21 protein-coding genes are annotated in these 22,863 nt (G+C 71.5%); 3 read left to right on the top strand and 18 right to left on the bottom strand.

Going from position 1 to position 22,863, the window contains the following annotated elements; genetic code table 11:
- Window positions 1–29: 29 nt before the first annotated feature.
- The 14 genes from ABIC29_RS11395 to ABIC29_RS11330 form a co-directional block, all read right to left on the bottom strand.
- Window positions 30–947 carry a dihydrodipicolinate synthase family protein gene (locus tag ABIC29_RS11395; RefSeq protein WP_354245421.1) on the bottom strand — a complete coding sequence of 306 codons (918 nt, stop codon included), beginning with the start codon at window positions 945–947 and terminating at the stop codon, window positions 30–32.
- Complete coding sequence (locus tag ABIC29_RS11390; protein ID WP_116083809.1) at window positions 944–2,500, bottom strand: FAD-dependent oxidoreductase; 1,557 nt, start codon at window positions 2,498–2,500, stop codon at window positions 944–946. The genes ABIC29_RS11395 and ABIC29_RS11390 overlap by 4 nt, the downstream gene beginning before the upstream one ends.
- On the bottom strand, window positions 2,497–2,820 hold the full coding sequence (locus ABIC29_RS11385; RefSeq protein ID WP_116083817.1) for a (2Fe-2S)-binding protein: 324 nt from the start codon (window positions 2,818–2,820) through the stop codon (window positions 2,497–2,499). Before ABIC29_RS11385 ends, ABIC29_RS11390 begins: the two co-directional genes overlap by 4 nt.
- Window positions 2,820–4,001: an NAD(P)/FAD-dependent oxidoreductase gene (locus ABIC29_RS11380; RefSeq protein ID WP_116083820.1), complete on the bottom strand. Its 1,182-nt coding sequence runs from the start codon at window positions 3,999–4,001 to the stop codon at window positions 2,820–2,822. Before ABIC29_RS11380 ends, ABIC29_RS11385 begins: the two co-directional genes overlap by 1 nt.
- 205 nt (window positions 4,002–4,206) lie before the next feature.
- A complete protein-coding gene (locus tag ABIC29_RS11375) occupies window positions 4,207–4,878 on the bottom strand; it encodes a GntR family transcriptional regulator (protein ID WP_354245416.1) in 672 nt (223 codons plus the stop codon).
- A gap of 40 nt (window positions 4,879–4,918) precedes the next feature.
- Window positions 4,919–6,415 carry an aminopeptidase P family protein gene (locus tag ABIC29_RS11370; RefSeq protein WP_354245414.1) on the bottom strand — a complete coding sequence of 499 codons (1,497 nt, stop codon included), beginning with the start codon at window positions 6,413–6,415 and terminating at the stop codon, window positions 4,919–4,921.
- On the bottom strand, window positions 6,412–7,728 hold the full coding sequence (locus ABIC29_RS11365) for an alpha/beta fold hydrolase (RefSeq protein ID WP_502915479.1): 1,317 nt from the start codon (window positions 7,726–7,728) through the stop codon (window positions 6,412–6,414). Before ABIC29_RS11365 ends, ABIC29_RS11370 begins: the two co-directional genes overlap by 4 nt.
- Window positions 7,725–8,573: an ABC transporter ATP-binding protein gene (locus ABIC29_RS11360; protein ID WP_116083827.1), complete on the bottom strand. Its 849-nt coding sequence runs from the start codon at window positions 8,571–8,573 to the stop codon at window positions 7,725–7,727. Before ABIC29_RS11360 ends, ABIC29_RS11365 begins: the two co-directional genes overlap by 4 nt.
- Window positions 8,570–9,430, bottom strand: a complete 861-nt coding sequence (locus ABIC29_RS11355) for an ABC transporter ATP-binding protein (protein WP_354245411.1) — start codon at window positions 9,428–9,430, stop codon at window positions 8,570–8,572. Before ABIC29_RS11355 ends, ABIC29_RS11360 begins: the two co-directional genes overlap by 4 nt.
- On the bottom strand, window positions 9,427–10,422 hold the full coding sequence (locus ABIC29_RS11350) for an ABC transporter permease (protein WP_354245408.1): 996 nt from the start codon (window positions 10,420–10,422) through the stop codon (window positions 9,427–9,429). The genes ABIC29_RS11355 and ABIC29_RS11350 overlap by 4 nt, the downstream gene beginning before the upstream one ends.
- Entirely contained in the window at window positions 10,419–11,378 is a 960-nt protein-coding gene (locus ABIC29_RS11345) for an ABC transporter permease (RefSeq protein ID WP_116083834.1), read from the bottom strand. The genes ABIC29_RS11350 and ABIC29_RS11345 overlap by 4 nt, the downstream gene beginning before the upstream one ends.
- A gap of 5 nt (window positions 11,379–11,383) precedes the next feature.
- Window positions 11,384–13,075: an ABC transporter substrate-binding protein gene (locus tag ABIC29_RS11340; protein ID WP_116083837.1), complete on the bottom strand. Its 1,692-nt coding sequence runs from the start codon at window positions 13,073–13,075 to the stop codon at window positions 11,384–11,386.
- 109 nt (window positions 13,076–13,184) lie between these two features.
- The gene (locus tag ABIC29_RS11335) at window positions 13,185–15,161 is read right to left on the bottom strand and encodes a glycoside hydrolase family 127 protein (RefSeq protein ID WP_354245404.1); all 1,977 of its coding nucleotides are present in this window, start codon (window positions 15,159–15,161) and stop codon (window positions 13,185–13,187) included.
- 209 nt (window positions 15,162–15,370) lie between these two features.
- Window positions 15,371–15,910 (bottom strand): GNAT family N-acetyltransferase, encoded by a 540-nt coding sequence (locus ABIC29_RS11330; protein WP_116083842.1) that lies wholly within the window; start codon window positions 15,908–15,910, stop codon window positions 15,371–15,373.
- 142 nt (window positions 15,911–16,052) lie between these two features.
- Between ABIC29_RS11330 and ABIC29_RS11325 the strand changes: the two genes are divergently transcribed.
- Window positions 16,053–16,943, top strand: coding sequence for a helix-turn-helix transcriptional regulator (locus tag ABIC29_RS11325; protein WP_116083845.1), 891 nt, complete (start codon window positions 16,053–16,055; stop codon window positions 16,941–16,943).
- 54 nt (window positions 16,944–16,997) lie between these two features.
- On the opposite strand, the gene ABIC29_RS11320 is transcribed toward ABIC29_RS11325, so the two are convergent.
- From ABIC29_RS11320 to ABIC29_RS11310, 3 genes are read right to left on the bottom strand one after another with little or no spacing between them, the layout of a single operon-like run.
- Complete coding sequence (locus ABIC29_RS11320) at window positions 16,998–17,402, bottom strand: (R)-mandelonitrile lyase (RefSeq protein WP_116083847.1); 405 nt, start codon at window positions 17,400–17,402, stop codon at window positions 16,998–17,000.
- Between the two features lie 50 nt (window positions 17,403–17,452).
- A complete protein-coding gene (locus tag ABIC29_RS11315; protein ID WP_116084816.1) occupies window positions 17,453–18,439 on the bottom strand; it encodes an aldo/keto reductase in 987 nt (328 codons plus the stop codon).
- A 43-nt stretch (window positions 18,440–18,482) separates the two neighbouring features.
- On the bottom strand, window positions 18,483–19,529 hold the full coding sequence (locus tag ABIC29_RS11310; protein WP_199471649.1) for a zinc-binding dehydrogenase: 1,047 nt from the start codon (window positions 19,527–19,529) through the stop codon (window positions 18,483–18,485).
- Between the two features lie 123 nt (window positions 19,530–19,652).
- Here ABIC29_RS11310 and ABIC29_RS11305 point away from each other — a divergent pair, with 123 nt between their 5' ends.
- Window positions 19,653–20,018, top strand: coding sequence for a DUF2255 family protein (locus ABIC29_RS11305; RefSeq protein ID WP_158551834.1), 366 nt, complete (start codon window positions 19,653–19,655; stop codon window positions 20,016–20,018).
- Between the two features lie 43 nt (window positions 20,019–20,061).
- Here the strand turns inward: ABIC29_RS11305 and ABIC29_RS11300 are convergent, their stop codons facing one another.
- Complete coding sequence (locus ABIC29_RS11300; RefSeq protein ID WP_354245398.1) at window positions 20,062–21,165, bottom strand: DUF998 domain-containing protein; 1,104 nt, start codon at window positions 21,163–21,165, stop codon at window positions 20,062–20,064.
- 187 nt (window positions 21,166–21,352) lie between these two features.
- Here ABIC29_RS11300 and ABIC29_RS11295 point away from each other — a divergent pair, with 187 nt between their 5' ends.
- Complete coding sequence (locus tag ABIC29_RS11295) at window positions 21,353–22,783, top strand: DUF2252 domain-containing protein (protein WP_116083858.1); 1,431 nt, start codon at window positions 21,353–21,355, stop codon at window positions 22,781–22,783.
- Window positions 22,784–22,863 lie beyond the last annotated feature (80 nt).

The raw sequence follows: 22,863 nt of genomic DNA, 5'->3' as shown, positions 1-22,863 counted from the left end.
AGCCCTTCGGTCCGCTTCGGTGCGCGAGCTCAGCGGCTCGCGATGTAGTCGAGCGCCTTCTGGGTGTCGCGGCGCACCTGCGCCTCGTGCTCGGCCGACAGCGGGCCGCGCGGCGGACGCGTCGGTCCACCGTAACTCTGCCCGGCGATGTCGATCGACAGCTTGATGGCCTGCACGAACTCGGTCTTCGAGTCCCAGCGGAAGACCGCGACGAGCTGCGTGTAGAGCGCGCGGGCCTCGTCGATGCGGCCGGCCTTCACGAGGTCGTAGATCTCGACGGCCTCCTTCGGGAACGCGTTCGGGTAGCCCGCGAACCACCCGGTCGCGCCCACGACGAGCGACTCGAACAGCAGGTCGTCGGCGCCGGCGATGACGTCGATGTCGCAGAGTTCCCTGATCTCGAGCACGCGACGGATGTCGGCCGTGAACTCCTTGATCGCGACGACGTTCGAGAGCTGCGCGAGCTCGGCGACGAGGTCGGGCGTGAGGTCGACCTTGGTGTCGAAGGGGTTGTTGTAGAGCATGATCGGCAGGCCGACCTCGTTCACGCGCGTGTAGTGCTCGACGACCTCGGCGCGGTTCGCGCGGTAGATCGTGGGCGGCAGCAGCAGCACGCCGTCGGCGCCGTCCTCCTTGGCGTACTCGGCCCATTTCACGGCCTGGTGCCAGCCGACCCCGTGCACGCCCGCGACGACGAGTCCGCGTCCGTCGACCGCTTCGACGGCGACCTGGATCACCTTGCGGCGCTCCTCGTCGGTCAGCGACGAGTACTCGCCGAGCGAGCCGTTCGGGCCGACGCCGCGGCATCCGTTCGAGATGAGGAAGTCGCAGTGCTCGGCGAACCGGTCGTAGTCGACCGCGAGGCCGGCGGGTGCGGAGGCGTCCTCCTTGAAGGCGAGGGTCGTCGCGACGACGACGCCGCCGAGGTCGAACTTCTGGGTGGTCATGGGTGTCCTTTCTCGGACGCTCGGTGCGTGGTGGTGTCGGGGTCTCGGCCGGCCAGTTCGCCGATGCGGAGCGGCGAGGCGATGGGTCGGCGGTCGGTGGTGACGGATGCCGCGGGCGTCGGCCGGTCGAGTCGGCCGCCCGCGGCCGTCTCGAGACCAGCGGATGCCGCGCCGCCGCCGATGAGCTCCTCGACCGTCCGCCCGCAGACGCGCCCCTGGCAGATGCCGAGGCCGGCGCGGGTCGTGAGCTTCATCGAGCGGAGGCCGCTGGCGCAGGTGGCCTCGCGGGTCTCGCGCAGGCGTCCGTAGGGCACCTCCTCGCAGCGGCAGACGATCGTCTCGTCCTCGAGCCACGAGGTCCAGCCTGGGCGGATGCCGTGCGCGGCCTCGATGCGGGTTGCGAAGCCCGTGAAGGTGCGGCGGGCGCCGACGGCGGCGGCGAGGTCCGCGTCGCGGCGGCTGCCGCCCGCCGCGACGTGCCCGGCGATCTCGCCCTCGGCGAGCGCCGCGTCGACGCCGCCGATGCCCGTGATCTCGCCGGCGGCGTAGACGCCGGGAACGCTCGTGGCCTGGCCGTCGTCGACGCGCACGAACCGCTCGGGCGTGAGCTCGCAGCCCGCGGCGATCGGCAGCTCGAGGCGCGGCGTGAAGCCGTGGCTGACGCACACGGCGTCGACCTCGATGCGACGCTCGGTTCCCGCGATCGGCGACCACGCGGCATCGACCTCGGCGACCGTGACGGCCTCGACGCGGTCGGTGCCGTGGGCCGCGACGACGGCGCGCCCGGTGACGTACGGGATGCGGTGGCGCAGGTGCGTGCCGACGTAGCCCGCGAGCTCGCCGCCCTTCTTCGCGGCGCCGACGAGCTGCCATGGCCTCGGCAGCCAGCCCTTCACGAGCGCGGGCACGCGGCTCGCCTCGTAGACGCCGAGCACCTTCGCGCCGGTCGCGGCGACGGAGGCCGCGACGGGCAGCAGGAACGGTCCGGCACCGGAGATGACGACCCGCTCGCCGAGCGCCACGCGCTCGCCCTTCGCGAACGCCTGCGCCGCACCGGCCGTGAACACGCCGGGCAGGTCCCATCCGGGGAACGGCAGGGTGCGGTCGTGCGCTCCCGTGGCGAGCACGAGGGCGTCGGGGCGGAACGTGCGACCCCGCCGGTCGGTGCCGTCGGGCGGGCCGACGAGCACGTGCACGGCGACGGGCGCGGTCGAGTCCGCGGCATCCGTTCGCTCGATCGCCCAGACCTGGGCACCGAGCACGATCTCGCAGCCGGAGTCGCGCTCGAGCTCCTCGTGCAGCGACCGGTAGGTCGACCAGCCGTGATGGAGCACGCGCTCCTTCGCCGACGGGCGGGCGGGCGGCAGATGCCGCCAGTACTGCCCTCCGGTGGCGTCCGCCGCGTCGAGCAGGACCACGGATGCCCCGCGCTCACGGGCGGCGCGGGCGGCGGCGAGTCCGGCGGGGCCGGCTCCGACGACGAGCACGCTCCGCGCGCCGGTGGCGGGAGCGGACACGGGGGCCGAACCGGGGGGCGTCGTCTGGGAGGTCATCGCGCGGCCTCCGGGAGCTCGTCGTGCTGACTGCTGACGACGTCGCCGTCACCCGCGCGCCGCTGGCAGGCGCGCACGTCGCGCTCGCCGTTGACGGTCACGATGCAGTCGAAGCAGACGCCGATGCCGCAGAACAGGCCGCGAGGGCGACCGTCGACCGAGGTCCGCCGCCAGGCGAGCCGGCCGCCGGCGAGCACGACGCCCGCGATGGTCTGGCCCTCGACCCCGGCGACGGGATCGCCGTCGATCGAGATGACGATCGGGTTCGCCGGCGCGGGGCGGATCGGATCGCGCTTCGCCGGCACCATGCGTGCGGCCATCAGGAGACCTCCAGGTGGGCGGCGAGGCTCGCCCGGTCGAGGGCGAACGGCGCGGCGTCGATGGGCGTCTCCGAGCCGAGCATGCCGGCGACGAGCATCTCGGCCGTGGCGAGCGAGAGTCCGATGCCGGCGCCCTCGTGGCCGCTCGCGTGCCAGAGCCCGGGGGCCCGGTGGTCCTCGCCGATGACCGGCAGGTGGTCGGGCATGAACGGCCGGAACCCGCCGTAGGTGCGCATGATCGACGCGCCGGCGAGGAAGGGGAAGAGCCGCAGGGCCTTGGTCGCGACCTCGCGGATGACGTCGACGCGGAGTCGCTCGTCGAAGCCGACCTGCTCGCGGCTCGACCCGAGCAGCACGGTGCCGGCGGCGGTCGACTCGACGACGCTCGAGGTCTGCAGCGCGGCATCCGATGACTGGGTCGCGCCGAAGTAGTCGCCGTCGTAGACCTTGTGGAAGACGCGGTGGGGCATGCGCGTGGTGACGAGCACCATGCCCCGGCGGGGGCGCACCGGCAGGCTCACGCCGAACGCGCCGGCCACCTCGCCCGACCACGGTCCTGCCGCGATGATCACGGCGCCGGCGGCGACGTCGCCGTCGGTCGTGGTGACGCCGACGATGCGGCCGGATGCGTCGCGCTTCGCGCCCGTGACCTCGACGCCGGTGCGCACGACGGCACCGTGGTTGCGCGCCGACGCGAGCAGGGCCTCGGTCGCGATCACCGGCTGCACCTGCGCGTCGTCCGGGTAGTGCACGGCAGCGGTGATGCCCTGGTTCAGCCAGGGCTCGAGTTCGAGCGCCGTGCCGATGGTGACGGCCCTTGCGTCGATGCCCGCCCGGCGCTGGCTCTCGGCGAACGCGAGGAGCGGGTCGGCGCCGGCGTCGGTCGTGGCCACGACGAGGCCGCCCTTGCGCTCGTACTCGAGGGAGGGGAACGCCGGCCCGAGCTCGTCGGCGAGCTCGGCGACGAGGCCCGGCCAGAGCGAGGACGCGGAGACGGCGAGGTCGAGCTCGGCGCCCGGACCCTTGTCGGAGACGAGGAGGTTGCCCTCGCCCTTCGCGCTCGTGCCGGATGCCGCGGCGCCCCGTTCGAGTACGGTGACGCGCACGCCGGCGACGGCGAGCGCCCGGGCGCACGCCGCGCCGACGATGCCGGCGCCCACGATGACGACGTCGGTGATCATGGGCGCTCCTCTCGCTCGTTCGCGTTCGCGTCGGCGGATCGCCGCCGTAACAGTAATATGTCACATATCGGTCGCGCGCACAACGGGTCCGCCCAGCCCCTCGGACGCCCGTCGATGGGTTCAGTGTCGTGGCGATCCACGCGGCCCGCAAGGACCGGGACTGCACGCCGATCAGCGGTGACGCGGTCGCCGCCAGACCGCGCGGCTACTCCCCCTCGGGGTTGCCCGCCCACCAACCGAGGGCGTGGTGGATGTGGCGACGCATGAGCTCGCGTGCCGCCGTGGCATCGCCGTCGGCCAGGTACTTCAGCAGCTCGAGGTGCTCGCGGGCGGACTCGTCGAGCGCCTTCGTCTCGAGCATGTCCGAGAGGCCGACGAGTCGGGTGCGCGAGCGCAGGTCGGCCACGGTCTCGACGAGCAGGCGATTGCCGAGCAGGCGCATGAGCGCGAGGTGGAACTCGAGGTCGGCCTCGAGGTAGGCGCGCAGGTCGCCGGTGCTCGCGCCGAGCACGATCTGCTCGGCGAGCGTGCGGAACTCGGACAGCCGATCGGCCGGGAAGCGACGGGCGAGCTCCTCCATGGCCGGCGGTTCGAGGAGCTGGCGCACCTCGACGATCTCGCGCAGCACCTCGGGGCTCACGGTGGTGACCCGGAAGCCCTTGTTGCGCACGGGCTCGACGAATCCGCGACCCTCGAGGTCGAGCATGGCCTCGCGCACCGGCGTCGCCGACACGTCGAACTGCGCCGCGAGCGTCGGCACGGTGAGCAGCTCGCCCGGCGCGAGCTCCCCGGAGATGATCGCCGCCGACAGCGCCTGCTCGACGCGCGCGCGAAGGCTCAGCTGCTGCTCGACGGGGCGGATCGCCGTGACGGCCATCGCGTTGTCCTCTCGATCGGAGGTGTCGACGCGTCGCCGATCACTGCGCCCGCATCCACTGCTCGATGCCGACCGCGTCGATCGGCAGTGCCGCCGACAGCACCTCGGAGCCGCCGGTCGTGACCAAAATATCGTCTTCGAGGCGGACTCCGACACCACGCAGCTCCGGAGGCACGGTCGTGTCGAACGCGTGGAAGTAGAGCCCGGGCTCGACCGTGAGCACCATGCCGGGCGTCATCACGGAACCCTGGTAGGCCTCGTAGCTCGACTGCGCGCAGTCGTGCACGTCGAGGCCGAGGTGGTGGCCGATGCCGCAGACGAGGTACCGACGGTGGTGCTGTCCCTCCGGCGAGAGCGCCTCGTCGACCGAGACGGGCAGCAGGCCCCAGTCCGAGAGGCCGTTCGCGATGACCTCCATGGCCGCGGTGTGGAAGTCCGTGAAGGCGCGGCCGGGCGTCACGGCCGCGAGCCCTGCGCGGTGCGAGCGCTCGACGAGGTCGTGCACCTCGCGCTGCGCCGCGCTGAACGTGCCGGATGCCGGGAACGTGCGCGTGACATCCGCCGTGTAGTAGGTGCGGTTCTCGACGCCCATGTCGAGCAGCAGCAGCTCCTCGGGCTTCACCGGGCCGTCGCAGCGCACCCAGTGCAGGGTCGGCGCGTGCTCGGCCGAGCCGACGATGGTCGAGTACCCGGGGCCGTTGCCGTAGGTGCGCGCATGCCGGTCGAAGGTGCCCTGCAGCCAGCGCTCGCCACCGAACCCGATCGCGTTCGGGAGCTCGCGGATGACGCTGCGGAACCCGTCGACCGTCGAGTCGACCGCCCTGCGGAGCTCGGCGACCTCCCACTCGTCCTTGAGCATGCGCAGCTCGGCGAGCACCCGTCCGAGCTCGGCCGAGCGGCGGATGCCGGCGAGGGCGGCGTGCTCGGAGTTCGGCGTCCCGGTCAGCAGCACGTCGCGCGCCCGCCCGACGACCTCGGCGAGCCGGTCGAGCGGCTTCACGTCGATCTCGAGGGCGGCCGCCCAGTCGGACACGTCGGGCGCGGATCCGACCCAGAGCTCGCCGTGCGCGGCGTTGGCGAAGAAGTCGGGGTTGCCCGGATAGGCCGGTGCCGGCACGAACAGCGTGGCGTCGTGGCCCGCGCCCGCAGGCGTCAGAACGACGACGGCGTCCTCGGCGGAGCATCCGCTGAGCCAGAAGAAGTCGCTGTCCGGCCGGAAGTCGTAGTTCGTGTCGTTCGCCCGCACGGGTGCGCGGCCGGCGGCGACCACGATCGTGCGGTTCGGGAACGCGGCGCTCAGGCGGGCGCGATGCGCTGCGGATGCCGCGGCCACCCCGGCTTCGACGGGCGGCGTCCGGTCGGGCGCATCCCAGCCGGTGGCCATGTACTCGAGGAACGCGGGCACCTCGCGGAGCCGTGGCAGGCGCGGGTCGCGCGTGGCGGGCGCCGGCATCGAGGCGGCGGTCGTGGTCGCCGCGCTCGCGTGGTCGTGGCCGGCGTGCGCGCCATGGGCCTCGTGGGTCGTGGTGTCGGTCATGCTGCGCCCTCCTCGCGGTCCCGGATGGGCCCGCCCAGTTCGTCGACGAGCCGGAACAGCCGGGGGACCACCCGCTCGGCTCCGATGCCGTCGTGCTCGTATTCGTTCGTCACCCAGGCGCGGGCGTTGCCCACGTGCTCGGCGGTGGCCAGTTGCAGGTCGGCGTCGACGTACATGTCGTCGTAGTACACGGCCGCGGCGAGCGGCACCTCGTTGGCGGCGAGCCGGTCGAGGTCGTAGAGCGCGCTCCATTCCGTGCGGGCGGCCAGCAGCTCGACGGCCGCCTCGAAGGGCTGGAGGGCCCGGATCTCCCGGAACATCCAGGGGTACATCATCTCGCCGGTCATCAGCAGCGGTCGCGCGTCCTCGGCGAACTGCGGCAGCCGGTCGCGCTCGGCCTGCGCGGCCCACCCGGTCGCGCCCGTGGCATCCGATGCGTAGATCGACTCCTGCATGACCGCGAACAGTGGGTTGTCGCGGTACGAGGTGCGGGCCTCGACCTGCGCGAGGAAGGTGCCGGTGAGCTCGTCGGATGCCGCGTCGAACGCCTCGTCGACCAGGAAGTGCATGCGCTCGTACCCGGGCTTCATGCCGAAGTCGATGCCGAGGCTCTGGAACCGGCGCACGGTGAGCAGGTCGCCGCCGGGCAGCACGACGTCGCCGGCGGCGAGCCGATCGGCGATGCGGGCGAGCGTGTCGACGTGGTGCGGGTACCTCGCGTGGAACTCGCGGTTCTTCGCCGCCACGCGCGGATACGTGCGGCGGTACACCTCGGCGGCATCGGGGTGGACGCTCGCGAGGCCGCCCGTGACGTAGCACGCGGCGAGGCCCTCGGGGGCGTGGGAGAGGTAGCTGAGCGTGAGGAACCCGCCGTAGCTCTGGCCGAGGGTCGACCAGCGACGGCCGCCGAAGACGGTCCTGCGCAGGTGCTCGGCGTCGGCGACGATCGAGTCCGCCCGGAAGTGCGCGAGGTGCTCGGCCTGCGCCGCGGCATCCCCCATGCCTGCGATGGCGCGCCCGTCGACGCGCGAGCTTCGTCCCGTGCCGCGCTGGTCGAGGAGCACCACCCGGTGCTCCTTCAGTGCTTCGCCGACCCACCCGTCCGGGCCGGTCGGTCGAGGCCCCTTGCCGCCGGGGCCGCCCTGCAGGTAGACGAGCACCGGCAGGTCGTCCCGCCGCCTGACGGGGTCGACGAGCTCGCGGGCGAAGACCGTGATCGTGCGGGTGTCGGCATCGTCGAACCAGTCCAGCGGCACCTCGACGACGTGGTCGCGCACGTGCATGCCCGGAATCGTGTACTCGGCGGTGATCACGCGCCGGCTCCTTCCTCGGCGAGCATCCGAGCACGTCGGAGCTCCCATTCGGGGTCGATCTTCGGCACCGCGGCGAGCAGCGCCTTCGTGTACTCGTGCTGCGGGCGCTCGAAGACCGCGTCCCGGTCGCCCTGTTCGACGATACGCCCGCGACTCATCACCGCCACGGTGTCCGCGATCTGGCGCACGACGGCGAGGTCGTGCGCGATGAAGACGTAGCTGAGGCCGAGTTCGGCCTGCAGGGAGGTCAACAGGGTGATGACCTTCGCCTGCACCGAGACGTCCAGCGCCGAGACCGCCTCGTCGCAGATCACGAGCTTCGGGCTCACGGCGAGCGCCCTCGCGATGCCGATGCGCTGGGCCTGACCGCCCGAGAACTGGGCGGGGTAGCGCTGCGCATGATCGGGGTTCAGCCCGACGCGCTCGAGGAGCTCGCGCACGAGGGCGCGCGTTCCGCCCTTCGGCGCGATGCGCTGGTAGTCGAGCGGTGCGGTGATGATCTTCTCGACCGTGTGCCGCGGGTTCAGCGACGAGAACGGGTCCTGGAACACGACCTGCACATTCGAGCGGAACGCGGCGAGCGCCTTGGCGCCCGCCCTGGTGACGTCGACGCCGTCGAACTCGAGCGTGCCGCTCGTCGGGTCGATGAGCTTGGCGACGATGCGGGCCGTCGTCGACTTGCCGGAGCCCGACTCGCCGACGATGCCGAGCGTTCCGCCGCGCGGCACCTCGAAGCTCACGTCGTCGACCGCGGTGAACGTCGTCGTGCCGGCGATGAACGCGCCGTCGCCGCGCGTGACGAACTGCTTGGTGAGGTGGCTCGCGGTGAGGATGGCCTCGGTCATCGGCTCAGTCCCTTCAACTCGTCGAACGGGTCGACGATGCGGGGCAGGGCCTCGAGCAGGGCGCGCGTGTAGGGCGCGCGGGGGTTCGAGAAGATCTGCTCGGCCGTGCCGCTCTCGACGTGCGCGCCGTCCTTCATGACGAGCACGTCCTGCGCGACCTGGCTCACGACCGCGAGGTCGTGCGTGATGAAGATCATGCCCGTGCCGGTCTCGCGCTGCAGGTCGGCGAGGAGCTCGAGGATCTGCGCCTGCACGGTGACGTCCAGCGCGGTCGTCGGCTCGTCGGCGATGAGCAGGTCGGGTTCGAGGCAGAGCGCCATCGCGATCATGATGCGCTGGCGCATGCCGCCCGAGAACTGGTGCGGGTAGTGGTCGACGCGCCGCGCGGCGTCCGCGATGCGCACGCGCTCGAGCGCCTCGATCGTGACGTTGCGGGCGTTCTTCCGGCTTCCGCCGTTGTGCGCCCGGTACGCCTCCTCGATCTGCAGGCCGACCGTGTAGTACGGGTTCAGCGACGAGAGCGGGTCCTGGAAGACCATCGCGACCTTGTCGCCGCGCACGCGCCGCATCTCGCGGTCGCTGCGGCCGAGCAGCTCGTGCCCGTTGAGGCGGATGCTGCCGGTCGCCGTGCCGCCCCGCGGCAGCAGGCCCATGATGGCGAGCGAGGTCATCGACTTGCCGGAGCCCGACTCGCCGACGATGCCGAGCGTATCGCCCGACTCGACGCGGAACGAGGCGTCCTTGACGACGTCGACAGGACCCGCGGAGGTCGGGAACGTCACGGTGAGGTGCTCGACCTCGAGGAGGGTCGCCCCCGGGACGGGGATCGAGATGGTTCGCGGTGATGCGAGGCTCATGCGGACTTCACCCTCACTCTCGGGTCGAGGTACGTGTAGGCGACGTCGACGACCATGTTCGCGACCACCACGAGCGCGGCGGCGAGCAGCGTCACGCCCATGATGACGGGCTGGTCGTTCTTCGCGATCGAGTCGGCGGTGAGCTTGCCGACGCCGTTCAGGCCGAAGACCGTCTCGGTGATGAGCGCGCCGCCGAGGAGGCCCGCGAAGTCCATGCCGAAGAGCGTGACGACGGGCGTCAGCGACGGCCGCAGCGCGTGGCGGCGCAGCACGACCGGCGCATCGAGGCCCTTCGCCTTCGCCGTCCGCATGAAGTTCTGCCCGAGCGTGTCGATGACGTTCGTGCGCACGATGCGCGAGTACATCGCCGCGTACCCGAAGGCGAGGACGAGCCACGGCATCAGGTACGACTGGAACCACAGAAGGGGGTCCTCGGCGAAGGTCACCGACTGCGGGAACGGAAGCCAGCGCAGCTGCACGACGAGCAGGTACTGCAGCAGCAGCGCGACGAAGTAGTTCGGCAGGCTGATGCCGGCGAGGGCGGAAATCATGACCGCCTTGTCCCACCCGGTCCCCTGCTTGACCGCACTGAGCAGGCCGCCGCCGATGCCGGCGAGGAGCCAGAGCACCGCGGCGCCGATCGCGAGCGTGACCGAGACCGGCATCCGCGCGACGATCATGTCGGTGACCGACTCGTTCGTCTGGAAGCTGAACCCGAGGCACGGCGCCGCGCACTCGATCGCGGCAGCGCCCTCGCCGTAGGTGCGGCCGGTGAAGATGCCCGAGAGGAACTGCCAGTACTGCTGCCAGAACGGCAGGTTGACGCCGAGCTGCTCGCGGATCTGGTCGATGCGCTCTGGCGTGCAGGTCTTGCCGCAGATCTGCACGGCGGGATCCGGCGACAGCCAGAAGAAGATCATGAACGTGAACAGGGAGATGAGCAGCAGCACGCCGGCCGCGGCGAGCACGCGGCGGAGGATGACGAGGGTCATGCGGCATCCCCCGCATCGAGCACGCGGCGCAGGTTGTCGCCGAGCACGGTGAACGAGAACACCGTGAGGAACAGGAACGTGCCCGGGATGAGGAAGAACATCGGGTCGACGGCGTACCAGCCGACGGCGGTCGAGATCATCTGGCCCCATGACGGCGTGGGCGGCATGACGCCGACGCCGAGGAACGAGAGCCCGGCCTCGGTGCCGATGTAGCTCGGCACGGCGAGCGTCGCGAGCACGATGATGGTGCCTCTCAGGTTCGGGAGCACCTCGCGGAAGGCGATCCTCAGGGGCCTCGCACCCGACGCCCTGGCCGCCTCGACGAACTCCGAGTTGCGCAGGGACATCGTCTGGCCCCGGATGACGCGCGCCGTGTACGGCCACCCGAAGATGCTGAGCACGAGCACGAGCAGCACGGGCCGGTTGCCGGCGGGCAGCGCCGAGAGCAGCGCGATCATGAAGATGAGCGAGGGGAACGCCATGAGGAAGTCCATGACGCGCGAGATGATCTGGTCGGCCAGGCCGCCGAAGAACCCGGAGATCATGCCCATGACCACGCCGAAGGTGGTCGTGATGAGCGTCGCCGAGACGGCGATCATGAGCGAGACGCGGGCGCCGTAGGCGACGCGCACGAGGATGTCGCGCCCGTTGCCGGGTTCGACGCCGAGCCAGTGCTCGGCGCTGATGCCGCCGAGCGGGCCGATGGGGATGCCGCCGAGATCGGAGTCGATCGCGGACGGGTCGTATTCGTACGGGCCCCAGCCGGTGATCGCCGAGATCACGGGCGCGAGCACCGCGAGCAGCACGATGAACACGATGATGCCGACGCTGACGACGACGGCGGGGGACTTTCTGAGCGTGGCGATCACGCGTCGAGCGGGGGTGGGGGCGCTGCCCGTGGGCAGCACCCCCTTCGGCTCCGTCTCGACGGCCAGCTCGCTGGGAACCGTCGACATCGGGCTCAGTCGGTGCTGGCCAGGCCGACCGACACGTAGTCGATGCCGCCCGAGAAGCCCGCGTGCGCGTAGGCGCCCGCGATGTTGGAGCCGACGACCATGACGGCCTTCTCGAAGAGGAGCGGCACCGCGGGGGCGAGCTCCATGATCTGCTCGTCGAGCGCACCCCATGCCGCGTTGGCCTCGTCGACGTCGGTCATCGCGCGGATCTCGGTCATGCGCTGGTTGACGGCGGGGTCGTTCAGCTGGGCGACGTTCGAGTTGCCCTTCTCGAAGATCTGCGTGCCCTCGAAGATGGGCGGCAGGAAGGTCGCGCCCGAGGCCCAGTCCGGGCACCAGCCCGTGATGGCCGCGTCGTGCTGCTGCGACGTCGTGCCGATGACCTCGTAGAAGGTCGCCGAGTCGATGAGGTTGAAGTCGACCGTGATGTCGGCCTTCGCGAGCGCCTGCTGGATCGCCTCGGCCTGCGCCTGCATCTTCGGGTTGTTCCGGATGTCGAGGGTGAACTCGAACCCGTCGGGGTAGCCCGCCTCGGCGAGCAGCGCCTTCGCGGCCTCGGGGTCGCCCTTCGAGTCCTCGCTCGGGTAGAGGTCGAACTCGGTGAAGCCCGCGACGGTCGGCGGCATCATCGTGGTGGCGATGTCGGCGAGCTGGCTGCCGCCGGTGCCGTCCTTGACGGCCTGCTTGTCGACCGCGAGGTTGATCGCCTGGCGCACGAGCGGGTTGTCCATGCCCGGCTTCGTCGTGTTCAGCGGCATGTAGGTGGTGCAGCCCTGCAGGCCCTGGATCGTGCGCTCCTGGATCGCGGGCGTCTGGATGCGCGAGATCGAGGCGGCCTGCACGGATCCGGCGATCGCGTCCTGGTCGGCGCCCTGGTCGGCGATCATGCGCTCGTCGATCGTGGCGGCGTCGAGGCCGAAGGTCCACTCGAACGAGTCGGGCGCGGCCGTGCGCACGTCGTCGGTCTCGGCATCCCAGTACTCGTTGCGCTCGAGCACGAGGGTGCTGCCGCGCTGGTACTCGGTGACCCGGTAGGGGCCCGAGGCGATCGGCTGCTGGTCGATCGAGGTCGTCGTCACGCCCTCATCGGCCGGGAACGGGGTGAAGGGCGCCTGCCCGACGACCGCGGCGAAGTCGGCGTAGGGCTGGTTGAGGTGGAAGACGATCGTCTTCTCGTCCGGCGTCTCGATCGTGTCGAGCGGGCCCGAGATGTAGTAGCCCTGGTAGTCCTCGGGCAGGTCGAGCACGATCTTCGCGTAGGGCGAGCCGATCGAGATCGACGGGTCGAGCGAGCGCTCGACGCCGAACTTCACGTCGGCGCTCGTGATGGGCGTGCCGTCCTCGAAGAAGATGTCGTCCTTCAGCGTGAAGGTCCAGACCGTGGCGTCCTCGTTGGGGGTGCCGGTGTCGGTCGCGAGGTCGGGCACGATCTCGGTGCCCTTCGCGCCCTCGCCGACGCCCTGCGTCGTGAGCGTGCGGTAGATGAGGCGGTAGAAGTTGTTCACGCCGCCGTCGAAGCCCTGTGCGGGGTCGAGGTGCGAGAAGTCCGTGTTCTGCAGCACGTGCAGGGTGCCGCCCTCGACCGGCTCGCCCGAGACTCCCCCGGTCGACCCCGACCCGGCGTTCGAGGCGGTGCAGCCCACCAGGGCGAGGGACGTCGCGATGGCGAGCCCGAGGAACGCTGTGCGTCTCTTCATTCTGTTCTCTCTCTTCGTTCGGGTGCTTCTGTAGGGGATGCTCGGAAAGAGCTCGGTGTTCGGATGCTTCGGTGTTCGGATGCTTCGGTCGTGCCGGTGCTTCTTCGGTTCAGGCCCGGCGCAGCCACACGCGCATGGCCGCCGCCCCTCGGTTGCCCCAGAGGTGGTAGGGCACGAGCGTGACGGTGGTGGTTCCGGATGCCGCGGCATCCGTCTCCCGGTCGTCGGCCGTGAGCTCGGGGTAGAGCCCGGCGGCCGGCACGGGGTCGACGCCGGCGTCGACGGTCACGACGCGGGTCACCGCCTCGCTGTTCGGGGTGACGCGGCGGACCTCGGTGCGCGCGGCGCGCACGTCGGCCGGCGAGAGCACCACGAGGTCGAGGTCGGCGTCGTTGTCGCCCTGCTCGGCGCAGTAGACGATCGGGCCGCGGGCGACGGCGACGGCGGCGCGCAGGCCGTCGACGCGGGGGTCGGCTCCGTGCGCGCGCACCGGCATCGGGAGCACGAGCTCGAGGCGGTCGCCCGCCGCGGGCGGCCGGTCGACGTGCAGCCAGCCGGCCGCGGCATCCGCTTCGACCTGCTCGCCGTCGATCGTCAGGCTCGCGCCCCGGCACCAGGCGGGGATCCGCAGGGCCAGGCGGGTGCTCCCGTCGGCCTCGCGCACGTCGATGACGATGCGCTCGTCCCAGGGGTAGTCGGTCGTGACCGAGAGGGCGAGCCCGTCGGCCTCGAGGTCGGAGGTCGCGTACTGGGCGAGGTGCAGCGTGTCGCCGTCGCGCACGGCGAGGTGGTCCTGCAGCTCGGCGGTCCAGCGGATGATGTTCGGCGGGCAGCACGGGCAGACGAACCAGCCGCGGCGCAGCAGCTCGCCGTCGGGCTCCGCGCCCGTGCGCTGCTGGTGGTCCGGGCGCCGCTGCAACGGGTTGTCGTAGAAGAATGCCCGGCCGTCGTCGCTGAGGCCGGCCGCGTAGGCGTTGTAGAGCACGGTCTCGAACGTGTCGAGGTAGGCCGCGTCGCCCGAGCCGAGGTGCATGCGCCACGCCCACTGCATGGTCGCGATCGCCGCGCAGGTCTCGCTGTACGAACGCTCCGACGGCAGCTCGAAGCGGTCGCCGACGGCCTCGTCGGAGTGACGGGAGCCGAGGCCGCCCGTGAGGTAGAGCTTCGAGTCGAGCATGTCGCCCCAGAGGCGCCGGAGGGCCACGGCGAGCGAGTCGTCGCCCTGCTCGAGCGCCACATCGGCCGCTCCCGCGGTCAGGTAGGTCATGCGCACGGCGTGACCGGTCACCGAGTCGAGCTCGCGGAGCGGCGCGCTGTCCTGGAAGTACTCGGCCGGGAACACGCGCAGCTCGACGGTGCCGCGGCCGCGGCGGTCGATGAGCAGCCGCGACAGTTCGAGGTAGCGGGGGTCGCCGGTCTCGCGCGTGAGCTCGACGAGGGCCATCTCGATCTCGGGGTGTCCGCACACGGCGTCCTCGCCCATTGGGCCGAAGCGCTCGACCGCGAGGTCCGCGAAGCGGCGCGCGACCGTGAGGAGGCGGTCGTCGCCGAGCTGTCGGGATGCCGCGACGGCCGCTTGGATCAGGTGGCCGAGGTTGTACAGCTCGTGTCCCCAGGCCATGTCCTCCCACGGCTCCTTGGGCACGTCGGGCGCTTGGTAGTAGGAGTTCAGGTAGCCGTCGGCGCGCTGCGCGGCCTCGATGAGCGCGACGGCCTCGTCGTAGAAGGCCTCGGTCGCGGCATCCGCCCGGGCGTCGCCGGGCCGGGCGAGTTCGTAGGCGAGGCCCTCGAGCGTCTTGAAGACGTCGGTGTCGAGGAACGGATAGCGGCCGCGGTAGGCGGTGTCGGCGAGCATCTCGGGCCGGGCGATGCGCCGGAGGTTCTCGAGGTTGCCGGCCGCGCGAAGCTCGCCGAGCGTGTGCGGGATCGTCTCGTCGCGGTTGCGTCGCTGCCACGTCGCGAGCACGCCGCCGGTGATCGTCACGGCGTCGGACCCGAGCGGCGCACGACGGCCGGCGAGGGGGGCGACGGCCGGCCGGCGAACGCGTGCGGTGTTCGCGACGGAGGCGACGGCGTTGTCTGTCATGACGATTCAGACCCTTCTGTACCGTGTGACACATCACACTACGGCACTTTGTAGTGGGTGACATATTACTCACGCGGAGGGTGCGGAGGTCAACCCCCTGACGGACGTTCGGACCAGCCTTAACGCGATGGAAACGTGCTCCGGCCCGATCGCCGACGTCGCTCGCCGCGCGCGGGACCGACCAGCTCGGCGCGGCCGCCGGACCCGGTTCAGTCCTCGATGAGCCGCTCGAAGAGCACGTGGTCCTGCCAGCGGCCGGCGATGCGCAGGTAGCGACGCGCGACCCCGATGCGCTCGAACCCGTTGCGCTCGAGCACCGACTGCGAGGCGACGTTGTGCACGAGCGTGCCGGCCTGCACCCGGTGCAGCCCGGCCGCGCGCGCCGCGTGCAGGGCCACGCCGGTCGCCGTCGTCGCAAGGCCCCTGCCGGTGAGGCGGTGGTCGATCCAGTAGCCGAGGTGCGCGTTCTGGAAGGCCCCGCGCACGATGTCCGAGAGGTTGACGCGACCGATGATCTCGTCGCCGTCGACCAGCACCAGCGGGATCGCCGTGCCCGCGTCGACCCGCGCGAGCAGCGCGACCACCTCGCGCTCATGCGTGGCGACCTTGAAGAACGACTCGGTGCGCTCGGGCTCCCATGGCGCCAAGTGCGCACGATTGCGCACGTAGGCCGCTGCGAGCGCGGGCCCGTCGCCGGCGGCGAGCGAGCGCACGATCACGCCACCGTCGAGCTCGACCGGTTCGAGCATGCCCCCGCCTTCCGTCGCCCAGGGCGCAGCGGATGCCGCGCGGCAGCGAACCACGCTAGCAGCCGTCGCTGGGCCGAGGGGCTCCGAGCGAGGTACCCGCGGGGCCTCCCACCGGAGCATCCGCCGACGTACCGTTGAGGACATGGGAGACGTGCGAGCAGACATCAGGGAGTTCCTGAGCTCCAGGCGCGCCCGCATCACGCCCGACCAGGCGGGACTCCCCGCGTACGGCGGCAACCGTCGGGTGCCCGGCCTTCGCCGTGAAGAGGTCGCGATGCTCGCGGGCGTCTCGGTCGACTACTACGTGCGCCTCGAACGCGGCGACCTGGCCGGGGCGTCCGAGAGCGTCCTCGATGCCCTCGCTCGCACTCTGCAGCTCGACGAGGCCGAGCGCGAGTACCTCTTCGACCTCGCCCGCGCCGCAGGCCCCGGTCGCCAACGGGCGCCGAGGACGAAGACCACGGTGCGGCCCGCGGTGCGGCAGGTGCTCGACGCGATCGGCGATGCCCCGGCCTGGGTGCGCAACGGCCGGCACGACATCCTCGCGGCGAACCTGCTCGCGCGCGCCCTCTACTCCCCCGTGTTCGACGACCCGCGCCGCCCGGTCAACACCACGCGATTCGCGTACCTGAACCCCGCCGCCCGCGAGTTCTGGCGCGACTACGACCAGATCACCCACGACGCCGCCGCGATGCTGCGACTCGAGGCCGGTCGCACCCCGCACGATCCCGGCCTGATCCGGCTCGTCGGCGAGCTGTCCACCCAGAGCGAGCTGTTCCGCGAGCGGTGGGCGTCGCGCGACGTGAAGTTCCACCGCAGCGGACTCAAGCGCCTGCACCACCCCGTGGTCGGCGACCTCGACCTGAACTACGAGTCGATGGACCTGCCGAGCGAACCCGGCCTGGTGCTGAACGTCTACACGGCGCCGGCGGGCTCCCCGTCGGCCGATGCCCTGAAGGTGCTGGCCTCGTGGGCGGCGACGAACGCCGCGGCCCTCACGGCCGACGAGTCGACGGCGACGAACGCGGGCTGACGAGCGTGAACCGACGAGCGGATGCCACGGCGCGACATCCTCTCGCCGTGACGCTCAATTCGCGGGGTACTCGTCGTCGGTGAGCAGGTCGCCCCACTCGGTCTCGGGCTCGCCCGTGCCTGGCGACTCCCAGAGCGCGAGGTGGCACATGAAGTTCTCGGCCGTCGCGCCGTGCCAGTGCCACTCGCCCGGCGGGGTGTAGACCGTGTCGCCGGGGTGCAGCACGATGAGTTCCTCATCCCGACTCTGCACGTAGCCGAGCCCCTCGGTCACGTGCAGCGTCTGGCCGACGGCGTGCCGGTGCCATGCCGTGTGCGCGCCGGGCGTGAACCGCACGAGGTTCAGGCGGGTGCGCGAGGGTTCCTCCCCGGCGTAGTAGGCGTTGAAGTACACATCGCCCGTGAACCGGGCTTCAGGGCCCTTCACGGTCGCGGTCTTCGGTTGCATCTGGGTGCTCATCCTCGTGGTGCTCCTTCGTGGTGGGTGCTCATTCGCGACGCGGTCGTGCGTCACAGGCCGACGGCGGCCATGCCCGCGTCGTCGTAGCGGTTGCCGGCCACCCCGATGCGGTCGACGAGCGCGTCGAGGTCGGCGATGTCGTCGGCCGAGAGGGCGACGGTCGTCGCGCCCGCGTTCTCGTCGATGCGCTCGCGGCGGCGAGTGCCCGGGATCGGCACGATGAACGGATGCTGCGCCAGCAGCCACGCGAGCGCGACCTGGCCGGGCGTGGCGCCGCGCCGCTCGGCGAGCGCGCGAACGTGGTCGACGAGGGCTTGGTTGGCCAGGAGGTTCTCGCGCTCGAAGCGCGGCACCCTGGCGCGGATCTCGCCCTCGGCGAAGGTCGCGTCGGCCGACACGGCTCCGGTCAGGAACCCCTTGCCGAGCGGGCTGAACGGCACGAAGCCGATGCCGAGTTCGGCGACCGTCGGCAGCACCTCGGCCTCGGGGTCGCGGGTCCAGAGCGAGTACTCGCTCTGGACGGCGGTCACGGGGTGCACGGCGTGCGCTCGGCGGATGGTGCCCGCTCCGGCCTCCGAGAGCCCGAAGTGGCGCACCTTGCCCTCGGCGACGAGCTCGCCGACGGTGCCGGCGACGTCCTCGATCGGCACGTCGGGGTCGACCCGGTGCTGGTAGAAGAGATCGAGCACGTCGACGCCGAGGCGGCGGAGCGAGGCATCCGCCACCGCTCGGATGTGCTCGGGGCGCGAGTCGGTGCCCCGCATCTGCCCGTCGACGAGGTCGAAGCCGAACTTCGTCGCGACCACGACCCGGTCGCGGATCGGGGCGATCGCCTCGCCGACGAGTTCCTCGTTGACCCACGGGCCGTAGACCTCGGCCGTGTCGATGAAGGTGACGCCCTGCTCGACGGCGTATCTCAGCACGCCGATCATGTCGTCGCGATCGCCGGGATTCGGCCCGTAGCTCATGGACATGCCCATGGCGCCGAGCCCGACGGCCGAGACCTCGAGGCCCTGGCCGAGTGTTCGCGTGTGCATCTGCTGCTCCTTCGTTCTGTGTTCGATCATGACCCGGTGCGGGTCAGAACGCGACCATGACCTTCAGCGCCTCGCGGGCGTCCATCGCCGCATAGGCGGCCGGCACGTCGTCGATGGCGACGGTGCGGTCGAACACGCGGCCGGGGTCGATCTCGCCGCGCAGCACCTGCCCGATCGCGGGCTCGAGGTAGGCGCGCACGGGGGCGGGCCCGCCCGTGAGGGTCGCGTTCTTCCCGAACAGCGAGCCGAACCCGATGGGCGCGGCCTCGTACTGCGGCACGCCGACCCGGGAGATCACGCCGCCCGGCCGCACGATGCCGTACGCCTGCTCGTAGGCGGGCATGTGGCCGACGGCCTCGAGCACGACGTGGCTGCCCTCGCCGCCCGTGAGCTCCATGACCCGCGCGACGCCCTCCTCGCCGCGCTCGGCGACGACGTCGGTCGCGCCCCACTCGACGCCGAGGTCGGTACGGGCGGTGTGGCGGCCCATGAGGATGACGCGCTCGGCGCCCAGCTGTCGCGACGCGAGCACGGCCGAGAGGCCGACCGCGCCGTCGCCGATCACCGTGACCGTCTTGCCCGGTTCCACCCGGCCCATGTGGGCGGCGTGGTGGCCCGTGAGGTAGACGTCCGACAGCGCGAGGAGCGACGCGAGCAGGCGCTCGTCCGCGGTCGCGGGGTCGACGCCCGGCACGACGACGAGGCTGCCGTCGGCCTGGGGGATGCGGGCGAGCTCGGCCTGCAGTCCGCCGTTCTCCCCGCCGTACCAGCCGCCGTGCACGCACGAGGTCTGGAACCCCTCGCGGCAGAACACGCACGTGTCGTCCTGGAAGGCGAAGGGCACGATCACGAAGTCGCCGCGCCGCACGGTCGTGACGGCCGAGCCGACCTGCTCCACGATGGCGATGAGCTCGTGGCCCATCGCCGTGCCGTGCTCGCTGCCGGGCATCGAGTGGTACGGGTGCAGGTCGCTGCCGCACACGCAGGCGCGCACGGCGCGCACGATCGCATCGGTGTCGTGGCGGATGACGGGGTCGGGAACGGTCTCGACGCGAACATCGCCCGCGCCGTACATGAGGGTGGCTTTCATGCGATCCATCCAACGCTCGCGGCCGAGCGCGCGGGAGTCTCCGTCGAGACCGGTACTGCCAGGGCCTGTCTCCGGCGACTCGAGGGGCGCATCATGAAGAGCGGATGCCTCGAAAGGACCCTCATGAGCACCTGGACCCCCGATGACCTCGCCGCCCTCGACCGCGCCGGCGAGATCCGCGTCGCCGGCCGCCGCGACGACGGATCCCTGCGCACGCCCGTCATCATCTGGCACGCCGTCGTCGACGGCGCGCTCTACGCGCGGTCGGTGCGCGGACCGGAGGGCGGATGGTACCGCGGGGTGACCCGCAACTCCGAGGGCACCGTCAGCTGGAACGGGCAGACCCGCGACGTGACCTACACCCGTGACGACGCGCACGAGCGCGAGCTCGACGACGCGTACTTCGCGAAGTACGGGCACGGCTCGGCGACCCGGTCGCTCATGAGCCCGGCCGTGAAGGCGACCACGCTGCGCATCGACCCGAAGTAGGGCCGCCCGATCGGCCGCACCGGAGCCGACGCTCTCGTGCGGCTCAGGAGTGCGCGACCGCCGTCGGCTCCTCCGCCACCGCGACCGGCGCGATCGCCCCGGCCGTGCGGAGGAACACGATGAGCCACGCGAAGATCAGGGCGAACGCGACCAGTTCGACCGCGGTCAGGTTGTAGTAGCCCGAGATGAAGAACGCCGCGAGCACCACGATCACCCCGACGAACAGGTAGCCGAGCATGATGAACACCCTCGGCATCGACGGCACGAGCGAGCGCAGGGCGATGACGAGCACGACGTAGACGATCGCCATGCCGGTCGCCGACAGGTTGTGCACCTCGAGGTGCTCGTCGACCGGGAAGAGGCCGACGCACGCGAGCAGGATGCCGATGACGATCAGCGCGAGCCGCACCAGGGCTCGCCCCCTGGCCTCGGCCGGCGTGGCGACCGGCAGCCACGCGGTCGCGTAGTGCGAGATGGTCGTCACCATCACCCCGGCGATGATGAGCGTGAGGTTGAACGTCAACGAGGAGATGTCGTCGCTGATGCCGAGCGTGCTCAGGTTCTTCTGCCACCAGAGCGGGTCGCTGGCGCTCAGCGTGCTCGCGAGCGTTCCGACGACGAGGAACATGGCCAGCACGATCGAGAGCAGCATCGGCGTCAGGTTCACGGCTGAGAGGAACGCGGCGTACGCGGTGATCGCCATGACCACGCCGACGAGGATCGCCGCCGTGACCGAGTAGACCAGCGCCCCCTGGAACCCCGCGCCGAACACCGCGGCGAGGCCCACCCAGCCGAGCAGCGCGATGACGGCGTGGGCGAGGCACAGGGCCGCGACGTCGTACCAGTGCAGTCGGCGCCAGGTCGGCTCGGACTGCTGCGTCCGGTCTGGACCGAGCCGTTGCGCCCTGCGCAGCAGGCAGCCGAGGACGAAGGCGAGGAGGGCGGCGATCGCCGCACCGACCGCTGCGGCGTCGCCGAGGGAGCCGCGTCCGGAGATCGGGAGGTCGCGCCCCCAGAAGAGCAGGATCGCCGGCACCGTGCCGATCACGAACGCGGCCGTGCCGACGAGCAGCGCCGTGGACTCGCGCGCCTCCGGGTCGCCGATCGGGCGGCGGATGATGCGTGAGAGGGATGTCGATTGCGCCATGGCAGCCTCCATTGAGCTCGTGCACACGGCCCGACCGCGTGCCCACGATCGGAGCGTACCGCTGAGCCGACGCGGATCCCATGCCGACACGGAATTCCCCTGCGATCATCCTGTCGTGCGCATCCGGGGCTGAGTAGCATGAGCCTCAGTTCCGAGCGCCAGCCCGGACCTCCCGGGGGGAGCAGCCATGGGCAAGGACGCATCGGCCGAGCCGTCGCAGAACGATTTCGCGGCACGCGCCGCCTACGGCCGCGCAGCCAGGGAGCGCCTGCCGAGATCGGCGCATGCGACCTGGGATCCGCCAGCAGATCGCACCGACCCGGTCTCGCTGCTCGAGCTGCAGGCCGAGACCCGCGTGCCGGAGCTCGTCCCGATCCGCCACGCGCGCATGATGGCCTCGGCGCTGAGCTTCTACCGCGGGGCCGCCCTGCTCATGGCCTCCGATCTCGCGACCATGCCGAACACCGGGTTGATCGCGCAGCTCTGCGGCGACGCGCACCTCTCGAACTTCGGCGTGTTCGGCACCCCGGAACGCCGGCTGATCTTCGACATCAACGACTTCGACGAGACCCTGCCCGGCCCGTGGGAGTGGGACGTCAAGCGCCTCGTCGCGAGCTTCGAGATCGCCGGGCGGCACCGTGGGTTCAGCGACGGCGAACGCGACCGGATCAACCGGTCCGTCGTGCAGGGCTATCGCGAGCGGATGGCGGTGGCCGCCGAGTCGAGGGTGCTCGAGACGTGGTACGGCCGCATCGACGCCGACGACCTGTCGGCGCGGGTGAAGGCGCAGCAGCTGCCGCGACAGCTCGAGAAGGACGTGTCCAAGCGCATGGACCGCCTGCTCGCGAAGGCCCGCACGCACGACAGCCTGCGCGGGGCGAGAAAACTCGTCACCAAGGTCGACGGCCGCATGCGCATCGAGGCCCTCCCCCCGCTCATCGTGCCCCTCGAGGATGTGCGCCCGGCCGACCGCACCGAGGCCGAGAGCGAGGAGACCGTCCGAGCGCTGCTGCGCGGCTACCGGACCACGCTCGTCGGCGACCGGCATCCGATCGACGAGTACGACTACGTGCACATGGCCCGCAAGGTGGTCGGGGTCGGCAGCGTCGGCACTCGGGCGTGGGTGCTCCTGCTCCGCGGGCGCGACGACGACGACCCGCTGCTGCTCCAGGCCAAGCAGGCCGAGGCGTCGGTGCTCGAGCGCTTCCTGCCGCCGAGCGAGTACGCGCACCACGGCGAGCGCGTCGTCCGCGGGCAGCGGCTCATGCAGGCCGCGAGCGACATGTTCCTGGGCTGGCAGCGCGCCGACGGCGACGACGGGGTCGTGCGCGACTACTACCTGCGCCAGCTGCACGACTGGAAGGGCGACTTCACGGTCGAGGAGATGATCCCCAAGGGCGCCGAGATCTACGCCGCGGTGTGCGGCGAGACCCTGGCGCGCGCGCACGCCCGTTCGGGCGACCGCGTCGCGATCGCCGCGTACCTCGGCGACTCCGACCGCTTCGACCGCGCCCTCGCCTCGTTCGCGGTCGCGTACGCCGACCAGAACGATCGCGACTACGCCGCCTTCACGGATGCCGTGGCATCCGGTCGCCTGGAGGCGGCGCAGATCGACTGAGCGGTCCCAGCCACGACTACGCGACGTACGTGGTTCGCGACCGGGCCGGGCGGCGGGAGCATGTGCGTGACGGCGGAGCC

This window comes from Agromyces sp. PvR057 (assembly GCF_040547485.1).
GTDB lineage: Bacteria > Actinomycetota > Actinomycetes > Actinomycetales > Microbacteriaceae > Agromyces.
Note: the sequence above shows the minus strand (reverse complement) of the source record. Positions and strands in the feature narration are given on the sequence as shown.